Origin of the sequence: Lactobacillus sp. ESL0785 (assembly GCF_029395455.1) — a bacterium.
Lineage (GTDB): Bacteria > Bacillota > Bacilli > Lactobacillales > Lactobacillaceae > Lactobacillus.
Map to the genome: position 1 here is coordinate 1,478,719 of NZ_CP113916.1, position 17,180 is coordinate 1,495,898.

At 38.3% G+C, this 17,180-nt stretch carries 13 protein-coding genes and 1 riboswitch; of the genes, 9 read left to right on the forward strand and 4 right to left on the reverse strand.

Annotated elements, in window-relative coordinates; all coding sequences use genetic code 11:
* Positions 1–151: 151 nt before the first annotated feature.
* Positions 152–328, forward strand: a riboswitch (Lysine riboswitch).
* Between the two features lie 85 nt (positions 329–413).
* From lysA to OZY43_RS07110, 7 genes are read left to right on the forward strand one after another with little or no spacing between them, the layout of a single operon-like run.
* The gene (lysA, locus tag OZY43_RS07080; protein ID WP_277164434.1) at positions 414–1,706 is read left to right on the forward strand and encodes a diaminopimelate decarboxylase; all 1,293 of its coding nucleotides are present in this window, start codon (positions 414–416) and stop codon (positions 1,704–1,706) included.
* Between the two features lie 14 nt (positions 1,707–1,720).
* Positions 1,721–2,428, forward strand: coding sequence for a 2,3,4,5-tetrahydropyridine-2,6-dicarboxylate N-acetyltransferase (gene dapD, locus OZY43_RS07085; RefSeq protein ID WP_277164436.1), 708 nt, complete (start codon positions 1,721–1,723; stop codon positions 2,426–2,428).
* A 4-nt stretch (positions 2,429–2,432) separates the two neighbouring features.
* A complete protein-coding gene (locus OZY43_RS07090; protein WP_277164438.1) occupies positions 2,433–3,584 on the forward strand; it encodes an N-acetyldiaminopimelate deacetylase in 1,152 nt (383 codons plus the stop codon).
* Between the two features lie 16 nt (positions 3,585–3,600).
* The gene (gene dapA, locus OZY43_RS07095) at positions 3,601–4,527 is read left to right on the forward strand and encodes a 4-hydroxy-tetrahydrodipicolinate synthase (protein WP_277164440.1); all 927 of its coding nucleotides are present in this window, start codon (positions 3,601–3,603) and stop codon (positions 4,525–4,527) included.
* Positions 4,517–5,287: a 4-hydroxy-tetrahydrodipicolinate reductase gene (dapB, locus tag OZY43_RS07100; RefSeq protein WP_277166385.1), complete on the forward strand. Its 771-nt coding sequence runs from the start codon at positions 4,517–4,519 to the stop codon at positions 5,285–5,287. Before dapA ends, dapB begins: the two co-directional genes overlap by 11 nt.
* 15 nt (positions 5,288–5,302) lie before the next feature.
* On the forward strand, positions 5,303–6,481 hold the full coding sequence (locus tag OZY43_RS07105; RefSeq protein WP_277164442.1) for an aminotransferase class I/II-fold pyridoxal phosphate-dependent enzyme: 1,179 nt from the start codon (positions 5,303–5,305) through the stop codon (positions 6,479–6,481).
* A gap of 11 nt (positions 6,482–6,492) precedes the next feature.
* The gene (locus tag OZY43_RS07110; RefSeq protein ID WP_277166387.1) at positions 6,493–7,545 is read left to right on the forward strand and encodes an aspartate-semialdehyde dehydrogenase; all 1,053 of its coding nucleotides are present in this window, start codon (positions 6,493–6,495) and stop codon (positions 7,543–7,545) included.
* 110 nt (positions 7,546–7,655) lie between these two features.
* On the opposite strand, the gene OZY43_RS07115 is transcribed toward OZY43_RS07110, so the two are convergent.
* The 4 genes from OZY43_RS07115 to OZY43_RS07130 form a co-directional block, all read right to left on the reverse strand.
* Positions 7,656–9,671 (reverse strand): SLAP domain-containing protein, encoded by a 2,016-nt coding sequence (locus OZY43_RS07115; RefSeq protein WP_277164444.1) that lies wholly within the window; start codon positions 9,669–9,671, stop codon positions 7,656–7,658.
* A gap of 408 nt (positions 9,672–10,079) precedes the next feature.
* Positions 10,080–12,203 carry an SEC10/PgrA surface exclusion domain-containing protein gene (locus tag OZY43_RS07120; RefSeq protein ID WP_277164446.1) on the reverse strand — a complete coding sequence of 708 codons (2,124 nt, stop codon included), beginning with the start codon at positions 12,201–12,203 and terminating at the stop codon, positions 10,080–10,082.
* A gap of 135 nt (positions 12,204–12,338) precedes the next feature.
* On the reverse strand, positions 12,339–12,710 hold the full coding sequence (locus tag OZY43_RS07125) for a hypothetical protein (protein WP_277164448.1): 372 nt from the start codon (positions 12,708–12,710) through the stop codon (positions 12,339–12,341).
* Positions 12,711–12,728: 18 nt separating this feature from the next.
* Entirely contained in the window at positions 12,729–13,904 is a 1,176-nt protein-coding gene (locus OZY43_RS07130) for an LCP family protein (RefSeq protein WP_277164450.1), read from the reverse strand.
* Between the two features lie 158 nt (positions 13,905–14,062).
* On the opposite strand from OZY43_RS07130, the gene pepF reads away from it, so the two are divergent.
* Positions 14,063–15,871 (forward strand): oligoendopeptidase F, encoded by a 1,809-nt coding sequence (gene pepF / locus OZY43_RS07135; RefSeq protein WP_277164452.1) that lies wholly within the window; start codon positions 14,063–14,065, stop codon positions 15,869–15,871.
* Positions 15,872–16,193: 322 nt separating this feature from the next.
* A complete protein-coding gene (locus OZY43_RS07140) occupies positions 16,194–17,165 on the forward strand; it encodes an ABC transporter substrate-binding protein (protein WP_277164454.1) in 972 nt (323 codons plus the stop codon).
* Positions 17,166–17,180: the final 15 nt, after the last annotated feature.

Consider the following 17,180-nt stretch of genomic DNA (forward strand, 5'->3'; position numbering starts at 1 on the left):
TTAATAAAAATACAACTTAAATTTTAGAAAGATTATTTGCAATTCTAGCATTTATTTCGTAATCTGCAAGAAAAATATTTTTTATATTGGCATCTAAATTATTTTTTATATTAAAATCATTGACATAATTCTAAAAATAATATAATATTTATGCAATCGAAGAGGTTGCAATTGCTATCAGTAAATTAGTTGAGTTTTACTTGAACTATGAAGCTAATTGAAAGGAGAAATTGCCGAAGCATTAATTCGTAAGTACGGATTAATAGCTGGGACATAACTAAATAAGTTATGGACTGTCGTAGAAATTCTACGGAGCGCTTCCGACAATTTGATACCAGATATTAATTCAGGTTCTTTTGTTTCAGCGCAAACAAAAGAACCTTTTTTGTTAGCTAATTTTTGGAGGGATCGACTTGGTTAACGTAAATTCGCAAGGACATTTAACAATTGGTGATTGTGACGCACTTACACTCGCAGCCGACTTTGGAACACCGCTGTATGTCTACGATGTTGGACAGATTAGACAGCAAATGCGGCAATTTCACCACGCTTTTAAAAATACTGGAATTAAATATGCGATTAGTTATGCTAGCAAAGCTTTTGCTATCAGAGCTATTGACCAAGTTATCGCTCAAGAGCACGGTCACCTTGATGTTGTGTCTGCAGGTGAATTATTAACCGCCTTACAAGCGGGCTTTCCTATGGCTGATGTTAGTTTTCACGGCAATAACAAGTCACTGGCAGAATTAAAATTAGCCCTTGATAATCATGTTGGCACCATCATCATCGACAATTTTTACGAATTAGACTTGCTTAATCAGCTACTGGCTAAGCAAGCAGGCCAAGTGAACGTCATGTTACGAATTGCTCCCGGCATTTCTGCTCATACCCACCGCTACATTCAAACTGGTCAAGTCGATAGTAAATTTGGCTTTGATGTCCAATCTGGGCAAGCTGAAAGAGCATTACAATTAGTCCGCAAAAATCCGCAGCTAAATCTTTTAGGCTATCATGCCCACATTGGTTCACAAATCATGGCAGTAGCAGGGTTTACTGCCCTCGTTAAAAAAATGGTGCAGTTAGCAGCAACTTGGCAAAATAAATATCATTACGAACCACAAGTTTTAAATTTCGGCGGTGGTTTTGGAATTAAATATACGGATGCTGATCACCCACTTGACCCCCAAGTCTTTGTACAAGACATGGTTGCAACTCTGAAAAAAGAAATTGCAGCAACTAAATTATCCGTGCCTGAAATTTGGCTTGAACCGGGGCGGTCAATCGTCGGTCAAGGCGGCTACAGCTTATACACAATTGGTGCCCGCAAAGAAATCCCTCATGTTCGCACCTACATTAGCGTTGATGGCGGCATGGGCGACAACATTCGCCCCGCACTCTATCAAGCAGATTATCAAGCAGTACTTGCCCAAAACCCGTTAGCTGCACCACAAGAAACAGTCACCATTGCTGGACGCTATTGCGAATCTGGTGATGTGCTGGTCAAAGACCAACCATTACCAAGCAGTAATCCCGGCGATGTCTTGGCAGTTTTAGCAACTGGCGCTTATGGGTATTCAATGGCGTCTAACTACAATCGCGTACCCCGACCTGCTGTGGTTTTTGCTGAAAACGGCAAAGCCAAGCTGGTTGTCAAACGCGAAACCACCGCCGATTTAACCAGACTCGACCTCAATTATCTTAAGTAGCAAGGAGAAAACCAATGAAGCAAAACGCACAAGAAATTATTGATTTTATTAGCAATGCAGAAAAAAAGACCCCCGTTAAGGTTTACCTTCAGGGGACTTTAACTAACTTAGAGGTACCACAAAATATCCAAGCTTTTTTAGATGACAAAATCGGTATTTTGTTCGGTGACCTAGCAGATATCCAACCATTTTTACAGGCCCAGCAAGCGCAAATTACCAGCTATCACCTTGAAAACAATGCCCGCAACTCTGCCGTACCTTTGCTTGATTACACGCAAATTGATGCTCGGATCGAACCCGGTGCCATTATTCGTGATCAAGTAAAAATTGGTCCGCATGCCGTCATTATGATGGGGGCTGTGATTAATATCGGGGCCGTCATTGGTGCTAATACCATGATTGACATGGGCACAATTATCGGGGGTCGGGCACTTATTGGTCAAAATGTCCATGTTGGTGCCAATGCCGTAATTGCTGGAGTCATTGAACCCGCATCTGCTAAGCCAGTACAAATCGACGATCATGTTCTAATTGGTGCTGGTGCCGCAGTCTTAGAAGGTGTCCATATTGGTAGTGGCGCTGTAATCGGTGCGGGCGCAGTTGTGACAAATGATGTTGCGTCCAATACTGTAGTCGCTGGTGTGCCTGCCAAAGTAATCAAGCAAGTTGATGAAAAAACCAAAAGTAAAACTGGTCTAGAAGCCAGCTTGCGAAAGTTGTGAGCCAATGAATTTCACTAACCAAGAGCTGATTACAATCAGGCGACAATTACATCAAATTCCTGAGTTGGCACTGCAAGAGTTTGCAACACAAAAATTGCTGCTCAAGTTGATTACTAGCCTACCGACACAATACTTAACAATTAAAACTTTCTCCGAACTGCCAACAGCAATCATGGTTCACGTCCAAGGTAGCGAACCACACAAAACAATCGGCTACCGTGCCGACATTGACGGCTTACCAGTTGCAGAAAAGAATAATCTGCCTTACAAATCAAAGCATCCCGGTATCATGCATGCTTGTGGTCATGACGTGCACATGACAGTGGCACTTGGTGTTTTAAGTTACTTTGCAACTCATCAACCACAAGATAATTTAGTCTTTTTCTTTCAACCAGCTGAAGAAAGTCAAAGTGGCGCTAAAATTGCCTACGATCACCAGTTATTTCAAGGACAATTTGCATTAACTGAAATTTATGCTCTGCATGATACTCCAGAACTGCCAGTTGGAACAATTGGTACCAGACAAGGCACACTTTTTGCTGGTACTACCGAAATTAATGTTGACTTTTATGGTCAAGATGGACATGCAGCTTACCCACAAAAAGCCAATGATATGATCGTTGCGGCTGCTGCTTTCATTACACAAGTACAAACTATTATTTCACGCAGTATTGATCCTTTGCAGGCCGGCGTAATTACTTTAGGCAAAATGACAGCTGGCAATGTACGCAACGCTATTGCCGGGCAAGCTCACCTTGAAGGAACTATTCGCGGCTTAACGCAACCAATGATTACGTTAATTAAACAGCGCCTACAAGAAGTTGCTTCTGGCATTGCTACCAGTTATCATGCACAAGTAAAAATAAATTTTAATCAGGGCGGTTATTTTCCCGTTGAAAACAATCCAGAATTAACTGCAAGCCTGATTACTTTTCTCCAGCAAGCACCACAAATTAATTACGTCCAAACCGCACCAGCAATGACCGGTGAAGACTTTGGCTATTTAGTCAACAAAATTCCGGGGGCGATGTTTTGGCTGGGGGTCGGAGATCATGGATCATTGCATTCAGCCACTTTCAACCCCGATGAACAGGCAATTATGGTCGGTGTCCAAACTGTCAGCGATTTTTTAAAAACCAGAATGCAAACAAATTAATTAAGAAAGGATAAATATGTTACTCAAAGATGCAGAAATTTTAACAGCAATTGTTACTCCCTTTAATGAAGGTGGCACCATCAATTACTCAGGACTTGAAGAACTCATTAATCACTTACTTGCACACGGTAGTCAAGGCTTCGTCGTCGGTGGGACAACCGGTGAAGTTGCTACGCTAACAGCTAATGAAAAGTTAGCATTGTACCGTAAGTTTGTCGCAATTGTTGCTGGTCGAGTGCCAATCATTGTAGGCACTGGTTCTAATAATACGCAGGCCACAATTAATTTTAGTCAAAAAGTCGGTCAAATTAAGGGAATTACGGCCCAATTGGTTGTAGTTCCCTACTATAATAAACCTAATCAACGCGGGATGCTGGCCCACTTTACTGCAATTGCCCAGCAAACTAACTTGCCAATTATTATTTATAACATCCCCGGACGAACAGGTGTCACCATGAGCAACGCAACGATTTTAGAGCTAGCAAAAAACCCGCAAATCATCGGCGTTAAGCAATGTACAACAGTCAGTGACTTAGAATATTTAGTTGAACACGCACCACAGGATTTCTTAGTATTCAGTGGTGAAGATGCCCAAAGTTTAGCAGCTAAGACAGTCGGCGCTCAAGGAATTATTTCGGTTGCTTCACATATTTATGGCGATCAGATGCAACAAATGTATGCTGCTCTAGATGCTGGTCAAGTCACCACAGCTGGCGCATGGCAACGCAAACTTACACCTAAAATGGCAGCCTTATTCATGTTTCCTTCACCATCTGGAGTTAAGGCACTTTTAAATGCCCAAGGCTTTCACACAGGCAATTGTCGCCTGCCAATTGTCAACTTAAATGATGATGAAAAAAGGCAGCTGGCACATCAATTAGCACTACCAAATGATGATTTAAGTCAGCCCATCAGTTTACAGTTAGGAGAAAATCATGTTTAAAGTATTAATTGCCGGTTTTAACGGCGCCATGGGCAAAAAAGCAGTAAAGCTAGTCAACCAAATGCCAGACTACCAACTCGCTGCAGTTTTATCACCCCACCTATCTAGTCTAAGGCCAAGTGATTATCACCTTGATGCAACCGTTAAGCTTTTTACTAATCTAGAAGAAATTGATGGTCACTATGATATTTGGCTCGATTTTACTATTCCAAGTGCCGTTTACGCTAATACCAAATTTGCTATCACTCACAAAATTCAACCTGTAATTGGTACTTCTGGATTAACAGATGAGCAGACCCAAGAATTACAAAAATTAGCTCAAAAAGAGCAAGTCGGTGGAATCATCGCCCCTAACTTCGGACTTTCAGCGGTTTTACTAATGAAATTTGCGCAAATAGCTGCAGCTTATTTTCCTAATGCAGAAATCATTGAAATGCATCATGCCGATAAAAAAGATGCGCCGTCAGGAACCGCAATTAAAACAGCACAAACAATCGCTCAAAATCGTCAGTCTAAAATCAATGCCAATTTCAATCACAATCCTGCCCGTGGCGCAGATTGCTACGGTATTCCTGTCCATTCTGTTCGCCTTCCCGGCTATCTTGCCCATGAACAAGTTTTATTCGGCAGTCCTGGTGAAGCACTAACTATCAGACAAGATTCCTTTGACCGTGATTCCTTCATGCACGGCGTCAAATTAGCTTTAACCAAAGTTAAACACTTAGACCATCTAGTTGTTGGCCTAGAAAATATTATTTAATAAGGAGAACATCTTATGCCAAAATTATTTTCTGCTTTAAAAGAAATTGAAAACGAACGCTTATTAACCACTACGCCATCAGCAATTCGAAAATTCGATCAAGAAATTTCCGGAGTTCCCGGAATTATTAAGTTAACCTTAGGTGAACCTGACTTAGATACTCCCGAACATGTTAAACAAGCAGCTGTTGAAAGTATTACAAATAATGAATCTCACTACGGCCGCCAAATGGGTGATCCTCGCTTGTGCCAAGCAATTAGCACGTATTTAAAGCGGAAACAAGATTTAGATTATAATCCTGAAACAGAAATTATTGTTACTGTTGGCGCAACCGAAGCAATTGCAGCCACAATTGTTTCCTTATTTAATCCTGGTGATGAAGTTATCGTTCCAACCCCAACTTTCGCACTCTACTTTTCACTCTTGCATCTCTTCGGAATTAAAGCAATTACGATTAACACAGCAGCAACCAACTTTTTGTTAACCCCTGAAAGCTTAAAGCAAACCTTAGCTGAACATCCACAAGCAAAAGGCATTATTTTAAACTATCCCAACAACCCAACAGGACGAGAATATTCTGAACCTTTAATTAAGAAGTTGGCAGCAATTCTCAAAGAATATCAACTCTATGTCTTATCCGACGAAATTTACAGTGAATTAATTTACGGTCAAACGCATTATTCGATTGCGCGGTGTTTACCAGAGCGAACAATTTTAATTAGTGGTCTATCCAAATCCCACGCTATGACTGGTTATCGGGTAGGCTACCTTGCAGCACCACAAGCAGTTATCAAGCCAATTACGACTACTCACGCATTGCTTGTAACTGCTGTACCTAATATGACACAAGCTGCTGCTGCCGAAGCCTTATCTGTACACGGTGATCACGATCCTAAAGAAGCCGTTAAGATTTACGCTGAACGGCAAAAAATCATTAGTGCTGGTCTAACTAAACTCGGATTTAAAGTCATTCCTCCAGAAGGGGCATTTTATCTATTTGCTAAAATTCCTAGTCAATATGGTAATGATGACGTTAAATTTGCACAATTGTTAGCTCATGATGCCCGTGTCGGTTGTATTCCCGGCAGTGCCTTCGGTGCTGGCGGTGAAGGACATGTTCGCTTTTCTTATGCAGCTAGTCAAGCAAATATTCAAGAGGCACTTTCAAGAATTGCCGAATTTTTAAATAAATAAAGGAAGTAATAATAATGAATGGTTATAATGTCGCAATTTTAGGTGCAACTGGTGCCGTAGGCGGACGCTTAATTAGTGAGCTGGCACAAGCAAATATTCCCGTGAAGAACTTAAAGCTGCTGGCTTCTAAAAGATCTGCTGGCAAGACTTTATCGTTTAACGGCCAACAACTAACAGTTGAAGAAACAACACCTGCTTCATTCAAAAACATCGACTTAGTTTTAGCTTCAGCTGGTGGCAGTGTTTCACAAAAATTTTTACCAATTGCTGTAAACGAGGGAGCAGTTTGTGTTGATAATACTAGCGCTTTTCGAATGGATCCCGAGGTACCCTTAGTAATTCCTGAAGTTAATCGCGCTCAACTTAAGCAGCACCATGGCATCATCGCTAACCCTAACTGCTCCACCATCCAAATGGTTATGGCATTAGCGCCAATTTATCATGCTTTTGGGTTAAAGCAAGTAATCGTTTCAACTTATCAAGCAGTTTCTGGAGCTGGACAAGCTGCTTGGAATGAAATGCTTGAGCAAGCACAGCAACGACTAAATGACGAACCAATGACCGCAGCAATTACTCCTGTTAAAGGCGCTGACCACCACTACCCATTAGCCTTTAATTTATTGCCACAAATTGATGTTTTTGAAGATAATGGCTACACTCATGAAGAATGGAAAATGATTCATGAAACGAAAAAGATTTTACTTAATGATATGGACAGTTCTGATATTAAAGTAACGGCAACTTGCGTTCGTGTTCCCGTTGAATTAGGACATGGTGAGTCCGTCTACTTTACAGTTAATGACCAACAAGCAACAACTGTTGACTTACGCCAAAAATTAAGTAAGATGCCTGGAATTATTGTTCAAGATGATCCGAAACAGCAGCTTTATCCACAACCATTAACTGCTGCTGGTAAGAGAGCAACTTACGTTGGTCGCATTCGCGCTGATGAGGAAAATCCAGGTGCCTTTAATATGTGGATTGTGGCTGATAACTTACTTAAAGGTGCAGCCTGGAACACGGTTGAAATTGCTGAATGCTTAGTTGAAGACAAGTTAATTTAGATTAAAGCAGTTGCAAATTTGCTTTTAAAAAAGCATAAAAAATAGTGCTAGCTTTTTATACCAGCACTATTTTTTAGTCCAAATTAGCAACTATTAATAGTTCACAGACCTTACTTTATGTTATTTAACCAAGTATATTGATTATTCTCTAATGCTAGATAAATAGTCTTAAATTTTGCAATCTCATCTGGCGTTAGTTTATTATTTATACTTTGAATACTACCTAAGATACTAGCAAGTTGATTCTTAATATCTGAATCTTCAAACGGAGCGACAATACCAACTAGATCTTGATAAATAGCTTCTAAATCTCCTTTATGAGAGATAATATTTTGAGGATCATCAATTGGCAAATTTCTAATTTTTTGTAAAATATCATCTATCTTGGCTTGAATTGTTTCTTCAGGGATCTGTAACTTACCTGCATCAGCTTTAATAGTTTCAATGCTATGATTAATCGCTAAAAAGTCTGGTTGCAGTAATTGAATAAGGTCACCAATTGCAGCTAAGTTTGGATCTGAATTACCCTTCAAACCTGCTAATTTACCATAAATATCTTGAAGCTCACTAATTTGTGTAGAACCATTAGTACCAAAGCTTTGTCCAGTAAGGGCAATACCCGCTAACAGATCTGATATATCCGCACTAACATGCTTGCCGTTCTCAGTGTTAGCAAGGTCTTGAATATCTTTATAAAAATTTTCATAGATAGCAGGCAGCTTATTTATATCTTGATTATTTAAAAAAGTATTAATATCGTTCTCAATTGCATCATATTCACCTGTCTTCAAGTCAGCACTTAAACTAGTTAAAGCAAGGCAAATTTTTTGCATTCCCGGCTGCACACAAGTAATAAGATCTTTAATTTCATTCAAAGTGACATCGTCACCACTATAATTGCTAAAAGTATTATAAATTTCTTTTAAATTAGCAACTTGCTCATCATTAAGACTATCACCTATTGAACGGATACCATCCCAAACAGTTACTAAATCAGGATCAATATCTATTCCTGCTAATTCTTGGTTAATCCTAGCCATATCGTTATGAACTGGTACAAGCTTTTTCTGAAAATCAATTACATCAGTATAAGATGCTAAAACTTTGATATCCTTCAGAGTTTGCTCAATATCAGCTTGCAATTGTACATATTTAGGATCAGTAATTTTACCGCCTAAGCTGTTTAAACCATCGTTAACTTTTTTTATTCCTGGATAAACAGCTTTTAAAACAGAAGCTATATCTCTAGAGACTTTACCCGGTTCACTTGGGGTTGTACTACTGTCAGAGTTACCATTATTAGGCTTACTTGGCGTTGCACCACTATTGTTGGTATTGTCAGAATTACCAGTACTTGGCTTACTTGGCGCTGCTGCACCACCATTGCCTGTACTTCCTGAATTACCAGTACTTGGAGCACTTGGCGCTGTTGCACCACCACTATTATTTGCACTACCTGAATTGCTGTTACTTGGCTTACTTGGCGTTGCTGCACCACTATTATTTGCACTACCTGAATTGCTATTACTTGGCTTACTTGGCGTTGTTGATTCAGGTGCCTTTGTCTTCAAGACAGGAACATACTTGCCATTTCCTAAATTATAGTATTTCTTACCTTTAATGGTTTTAATACCATAGACCTTAATTTTTTCACCTTTATTAAGTGGCTTCTTACTTACAAGTTCACACTTACTATTATAAATATACGATTTATTCGTGAGCGTTATAATTTTAGCCACAGTTATGTTTGCAACTAGAACATATCTGCCACGACTTAAATTATAGTACTTTTTACCCTTAATAATCTTAGTACCATAGACCTTAATTGCCTTACCCTTTTTAAGAGACGAACCAATTTTCTTGCCATTCTTATTATAAACAGCTGCATTCTTCTTAACTCTAGCTGACTCAGCATGCACTTTAACAATCTTTTTGTTGACTGCTCTTGCTTCAACAACTGAGCTAGTTAGATTAGGATTAACCTTAGAAACCAATGTTAGTCCACTTAGAACACTACCAGCAGCAATTGTTGTTACCAATAAGTTACGAGTAGTCTTATGAAACTGCTCATTTTTTAATGCTTTGGCAACATCTTTTTGTAATTTACGTTTATTATTAAAATCCACTTTTACAAACCTCCATAATAATAATAAATACCATACAAACTTATGTATTATATGATAATACTAATTATGTACAAATCAAGAGTGCGCTTACAACAGGAAGACATATTTTAATTATTTCAGCTAACTATATATAAGTTTTTAGCCATAAATAATAATTAATTTAAATATTTATTAAAAAATGCAATATAAGCTTTTAAATTATCAACATATTTTAAGCCGGATATTGTGAACAATTAAAGGAATACAAAACTCAGCTGTTTAATTAAGCAAGTCCAACTGTAAAATCATGTCTATATAGGCTATATTTAATTTAATTAGCAGAATTAGAATAGCTACCAAATAAGCTATTCTAAAAAACACTTCAAGTATAATCGCTTAAAGTGCCATTTATTCATTAAATTTTTGTAATTAACAAGTATAGACTAGATAAACAAGAATTTCGCCATCAGATAGCACTTGAGCACCAATACCAACATGTGTGACATTGGATGCAATATAATTTTTAAGATTGGCAAATACTCTATCTGCAAATTCTATTGTCGAAGTCCCCATAGTACCTGTATACATTGCATAGCCATTCCATTTAAGACCAGCTTGATCATAATAATATGACAAATCATGTTCAGGTTGATCCGTCGAATTAGTATATTGTTTAACAAACTGTTGTACAGCCTGATTATAGGCTTTACTCCTAGGTATTACTGCTAAGCCTTTATCTGTACGATCATTATTTAGATCCTTAAAAATTTCTGTTTTAAAATCTTTAAGCGAGAATTCTTTTGCAACACTATCACCAGCATTAGGTACAACAATGTCAGCTCCTGTAGCATCTTTTCCCGGATCAAACATACAATTATGTTGTTGACCATAAGCCCCATTGATATAGTAAGAAGATACGTGAATATAATGGATTGAAAATTTACCATTTACATATGTACTACTAATGCCAAAGTAATCTTCATCATTATCCTCATTAACAGTAGTACCATCACTATACGTTTCTGTACCTAACAAATTACCAGCATGTTTCCATTCACTATTACCTAAATTAGCAACAGAAGTCGAATCATCAACCCCACCAAAAAGCATGTCAGTTAAACCACAATAGATAACTTTTTTAAGGTCAGACAACGTCATCTGTTTATCATAGCCGGACACGGTAAACATATCCTCAATATATTGTCCAGCAATATTCAAACCATTTTTTCTAGCCGCACGAACAATTCCATCAACGTAGTGACCTTCAAAACCAGATTTATCGTTTTCGGTATATTCAGCAGCTACATCATCAGCCAATTTTTGCGTACCTGTACTTTGAATCCATGGTTTTAAACCTAAGGCTGTTCGCGCTTCATTAATTAAGCGCAAAGTAAAACTGCTAATTTCTTTTTCTTGCTCAGACGTTAAATTAGTTGGGTCGACTTTTGTTGTATCATCACCAGCACTATCAACGTTATCTGACTTATCAAAGGCGTTATCTTTCATCCCTTGCTTACAAGCTTCAATAAAGTCAGCACTTGGATGTCCCTTATATGCATCTAATAATTCAGCACGCTTATATCCTGCTGGCATTTTTATTGCTGCCTTTTGCACACTAGACGCAGTACTGCTCGAGGAGCCGCTATTATCTGCCGGCGGCGTTACTGGAGTACCTGGATTACTATCAGCAGTTGAACCAGAACCACTTGAAGTATTAGATGAACCTGTTCCATTGCCAGTTGCTGCATTTGAAGAACCACTATTAGTTGGTTTATGCGGCTTATTAGGCTTTGAATTATTCGCTGAGTTATTGTTATTTGTCGGCACTTGACCTGGTACTGATGTACCACTATTACCTGCTGATGCCTGACTACCAGAATTTGGCTTACCTGGCTTGCTCATTGAAGCAGAATTATTTGGCGCACTAGAACTTACCGATCCTGCATTATTGGTATCCGATCCAGCTGCAGGTGTCTTTGTTTTATTGGCAGCTGGTTTTTGAACAGCAGGTGTAATGCTTTTAGCCAAAATATACTTACCATTACCTAAACTGTAATAAGTTCTCCCTTTAATTGTCTTAATGCCATAAGTTTTAATTTTACTACCCTTTTTAAACGTCTTTTTACCAGTTAGCTTACCCTGACTATTGTAAATATTGGTCTTCTCAAGCGTCATAACTATCGTTGCTAACTTAACTTTTTTAGCGGGAAGATACTTACCATTACCTAAATTATAGTAAGCTTGACCCTTGATAGTTTTAGTACCGTAAACCTTGATATTCTTATTCTTTTTTAAAGCCTTTTTACCGATTTTCTTACCTTTACCATTATAAACGTAAGATTTTTTTGTTAATTTAGCTGCTTTTGCGACAACTTTAACACTTTGGACACTTATTTGTGTTGTTTTTTGAGTTGCCGCATGAACCTGATTATTAGCCATATTCAAGCCGCCAAGGATACCACCAAGAGCTGCAGTTCCAACAAGTAGATTACGACTTGCCTTCTTATTCTTCAAAAACACTTTAATTAATTGCTTTCTACCCCTATAATTCAAAGTAAATTCCTCCTATAATAAAAATACCTTTTATTATCAATGATAACCTTTCCCACAATTTATTCAATTATAAATTTAACTATCTTTTTTACAAACAAAAAAGGTATCTGAAAAATCAGATACCTTTATTTATTATTACAATTCTACTTGTTTACGCTCACGCTCGTATTTTTGCAAGGCTTCCAAGATTTTAGGCCAATAACGCTTAGGTAAAATCAATTGTAATTTATCTTGATAAACCGGAAAGTCACTTGCTTTCATCCCTGTAATACGAGCCAAATCTTGATCAGATAGATGATATTCCTGGGTAATTCGCTTAATTTCTACTGAAGCATGACCGCGAAACCATGACAGAACAAAGAAACAGATAGCAAATAATCCCCCAGCTAAAATTGCACTTGGCAGCGACCAGCGAAAACTGCGCAAGCAGATAAAAAAGACCGCGATAAACGCTATTAATGCAGAAAGCATGCCATAAATAATGGGAAAAAGTGATTTTTTATGCATCGTTTGGCCTCCTTCTTTTTAATTGCTATTATTAGTCGAATTAGTAGTAGTATCTGAACTGCCAGGATCATCCGCAACTACTGACGAATAGATTTGATAATTAGTAAATGCATTCGGGTCTTTCCACTTAATATTATTCCGCTCATCATTAAGCTTATTTAGTCTAGTTTCATCATTATCTAGAACTTCTTTATCTAAGCCTAAGTTTGTCCGCATTAAATCTGAAGCTTTTTGCAGCTGAGCAGTTGATGCTACTTGAATTGATGCGCCGTTGATCCAGGCATCATGGCCCTGAATATAGCCACTGTCAAGATCATCCATGCAGCCGCGATAATTCAAAGCCAAAGCCAACATATCATTAAAAGTTAGATTGGTTTTAACATATTTATCAAAAATTTTAACCAATTTATGGTAGTTAGCAATTGTATTAACTGACATTGCCTTATGGGCAACTGACGTAATTATTTGTCGCTGCCGCATTTGCCGACCATAATCTCCCCGTGGATCATCATGACGCATCCGCACATATGCCACTGCATGGCGACCATTTAGGTGTTGCTTACCTTTATGAAAATTACACCAATCATATGAAAAACTGAAAGGCACCTTAACATCAACACCACCAACTGCGTCAACAAGACTCTTAAGTGCCTTCATATTTACCTCAATATAATAATGAATTGGTACATTTACTAATGCAGTCACTGTTTTAATTGATGCTTTGCTGCCACCAACACCATAAGCTGAATTTACCCGAAACATATTATATTTATTATTAGGATCACCTAAAATATTAGCCAAAGTATCCCGCGGAATTGACGTCATTGTTGCCCTGTTTTTACCAGGATTAGCTGTTGCTAAAATCAAAGTATCAGAATTACCCTGATCATGGCGTCCTTCAATTCCTTGGTCAACACCTAAAATCAAAACCGAAATTGGCTCCTTATTAGCAATCCGTGCTGAAGTAGCAAAATTGCCCCCTTCACCATCAAGAGCACTGTGCAAGGCAAAATACATGTGTGCTGCCCAAGCAAGTCCAAAGCTTACACACAAAACAGCCACAATCCCACAAATGCGGGCAAAAACATTTCCTTTTAGCGCCGCAGCCGGCGCGGCAAAGGCATGATTACGATGAAGATTTGCAGAAGACCGTTTTCTACGGTAAGTTTCTCTACGTTTAGAATCTGGATTCATTCCTATTAATTATTCCCTTCAATAACTGTCCAAATGTATTTTTAACACTTTTAAACTTGAATTAAAATATTATCAAATATAATTAATAATATCTTATTTTTTGCTTTTCCGCATAATCATTATTAACATTAATTAGATACATAAAAGGAGATTTTACAATGGCAATTCCAAAAAGAACTGATGTCCCTGATCATTTAAAATGGGACTTAACCCGCGTTTTCAAATCTGATCTTGACTGGGAACATGAATATACAACAGTTAAAAATGAAATACAAACTTTAAGCAATTTAGTAGCAGACTTTGTTACATCCGGTCAAAAGTTATATGCTGGTTTAACGCAGATTTTAGCAGTTGGCCGTAAGCTAGAAAAACTCTACGTCTATGCAACCATGTCTAGTGATGTTGATACAAAAGATGCTCATTATTTAGGTTATGTTGCTCAGGCTCAAGCTTTAGCTAGTCAATTTGCGGCTGCAACAGCCTTTATTAATCCCGCAATTTTAAGTATTTCTGAAGAAAAATTAACCGAGTTTAAGCAAGAAGAGCCGCGATTAACAGCATACAGCCACTGGCTTGACCAAATTAACCAAATGCGGACGCATACCTTGTCAGCCCAAGAAGAAAAGCTAGTTGCCGATGCTGGTGATGCAATGGGAATTTCAGAAAACACCTTTAACGTATTGACTAATTCCGATATGGAATACGGTTATGTCCAAAATGACGCTGGTGAAATGGTTCAACTTTCTGATGGTCTATATTCATTGTTAATTCAATCGCAAAATCGCTCGGTGCGACAAAATGCTTTTGATGTCATGTATGCCACCTACGGCCAATTTGAAAATTCACTAGCTTCAACACTTTCTGGGGTTGTCAAAGAACACAACTATACTGCTAAGGTGCATCATTATGATTCTGCTCGCAGCAGTGCCTTACATGAAAATGGCGTTCCTACTGTTGTTTACGATACTTTAATTAAGGAAGTTGACACTCATCTTGACTTACTTCATCGCTACGTTGACCTCCGAAAACAAATTTTAGGGTTAGATAAATTACAAATGTGGGACATGTACGTGCCTCTAACCGGTAAACCAGCAATCTCATATACTTTTGCTGAAGCTAAACAAGAAGCTAAACAGGCACTAGCACCATTAGGCAGTGATTACTTAAAACATGTTGATTATATTTTTAACAATCGCGTGATTGACGTAGTCGAATCGCAAAATAAAGTTACTGGCGCATACTCTGGTGGTTCATACGATACTGATCCCTATGAACTGCTTAATTGGGAAGACAATATCGATTCGCTCTATACCTTAGTTCACGAAACTGGTCACTCTGTCCATAGTATGTACACCCGTGAAACTCAGCCTTATGTTTATGGTGATTATCCAATTTTTGTTGCCGAAATTGCCTCAACAACTAATGAAAATATTCTAACAGAATACTTTTTAGACCACATTACTGATCCTAAGACGCGTGCCTTTGTCCTCAACTATTATCTTGATTCTTTCAAAGGAACACTTTTCAGACAAACCCAATTTGCAGAATTCGAGCAGTGGTTGCACGAACAGGATGCTCAAGGTAAACCTCTGACTGCTGACCACCTTAACGAATTCTATGGTCAATTAAACCAACGTTATTACGGTGATAGTGTTGCATCCGGTGGTGACATCGCCAAAGAATGGGCTCGAATCCCGCATTTTTACTATGATTTCTACGTTTATCAATATGCCACTGGCTTTGCGGCTGCGACAGCTCTAGCTAACAACGTTGTTCATGGTACAAATAAGCAACGTGAAGCTTATCTTGGTTATCTTAAGTCTGGATCCAGTGACTATCCTACCGAAATTATGAAACACGCTGGTGTCGATATGACTAAGCCGGATTATTTAGAAGCTGCCTTTACTACCTTTGACCAACGACTAGCTGAGTTCGAGCAAATCATTCACACTAATTTTTTAAACTAATTTCTTAATTATATTGACTTTATTTTTTAAGTATTTTATAATTTTAACATTGAGAGTTGGAGGTAATTCTGATGAACACACTAGAATGTTACAGATTACAGTTAAATACTCGTTTTTACTTTAGCTATTATAGATAGTGTTTGGATTCATCTAGATGGATTCAAACGGAACGCAAGTTTGAATTTATCTATGATGGCTAAAGCAATTTGGTTGCAATTAGTCACATACTTCTAAGTGGCTAATCGCAGCAATTAATTTTTATGATGATTTTGGGATACCCGCTTAGAAATAAGTGGGTATTTTTTTATTGGAGGAAATTATCATGCATTATCATCTTAAAAAATTAATTATGGGCGTTAGTCTAGCTGGTCTACTATTACTAGGCGGCTGCAGTCAAAATAAAACTAGTAAAACCGCCGTCAAGCACGTTGGTGTCCTACAAGTTGTCCAGCACCCTTCGCTTGACAAAGCCTATCAAGGTTTTAAAGAAGGACTCAAAGATGGTGGCTACGTTGAAGGCAAAAACCTTAAAATTGATTATCAAAACGCCCAAAACAGTCAAGACAATTTAAAGAGTATGAGTGACAAATTAATTAATGAAAAATCTGACTTGTTGTTAGGCATTGCCACACCAGCCGCACAAAGTTTAGCAAATGCGACAACTAAAATTCCCATTGTGGTAACAGCCGTTACCGATCTTAAAGCTGCTAAACTTGTTAATTCGCAAGCTAAACCCGGTAGAAATGTCACGGGAACAACTGATATGGTTTCAATTGATAAACAAATCAAGTTACTGCTATCAATCACTCCGAAAGCTAAGACCATTGGCATTATGTACAATGCCGGTGAAGCTAATTCTAAAATCCAAGCTGACCTCGCAGTTGCCGCACTTAAAAAGGCTGGCATTAAAGCAGTCGTTAAGACGGCTAATACCACCAATGACGTTCAACAAGTTACCGAAACTTTAGCAGATAGGGTTCAAGGAATATACGTACCAACAGACAATACTTTTGCTTCGGCAGCTTCACTTGTTGGCAAGGTCGTTAAAGACAAGAAGATTCCGCTAGTGGCAGGCTCAGTTGACCAAGTCAAAACTGGTGGCTTGGCTACTATCGGCATTGATTACGAGGCCCTTGGCAGACAAACTGGTAAAATGGCCGCTAAAATTTTAGCTGGGCAGGCTAAACCAGAAGATATGGCTGTCGAAAAAGCCGCTAACTTAAAATTAGTAGTTAATAAAAAAATGGCCAAAGCATTAGGCATTAATCCGAATGCGATTAAAGCACCTAAATAATTTAAAAAATAAAGG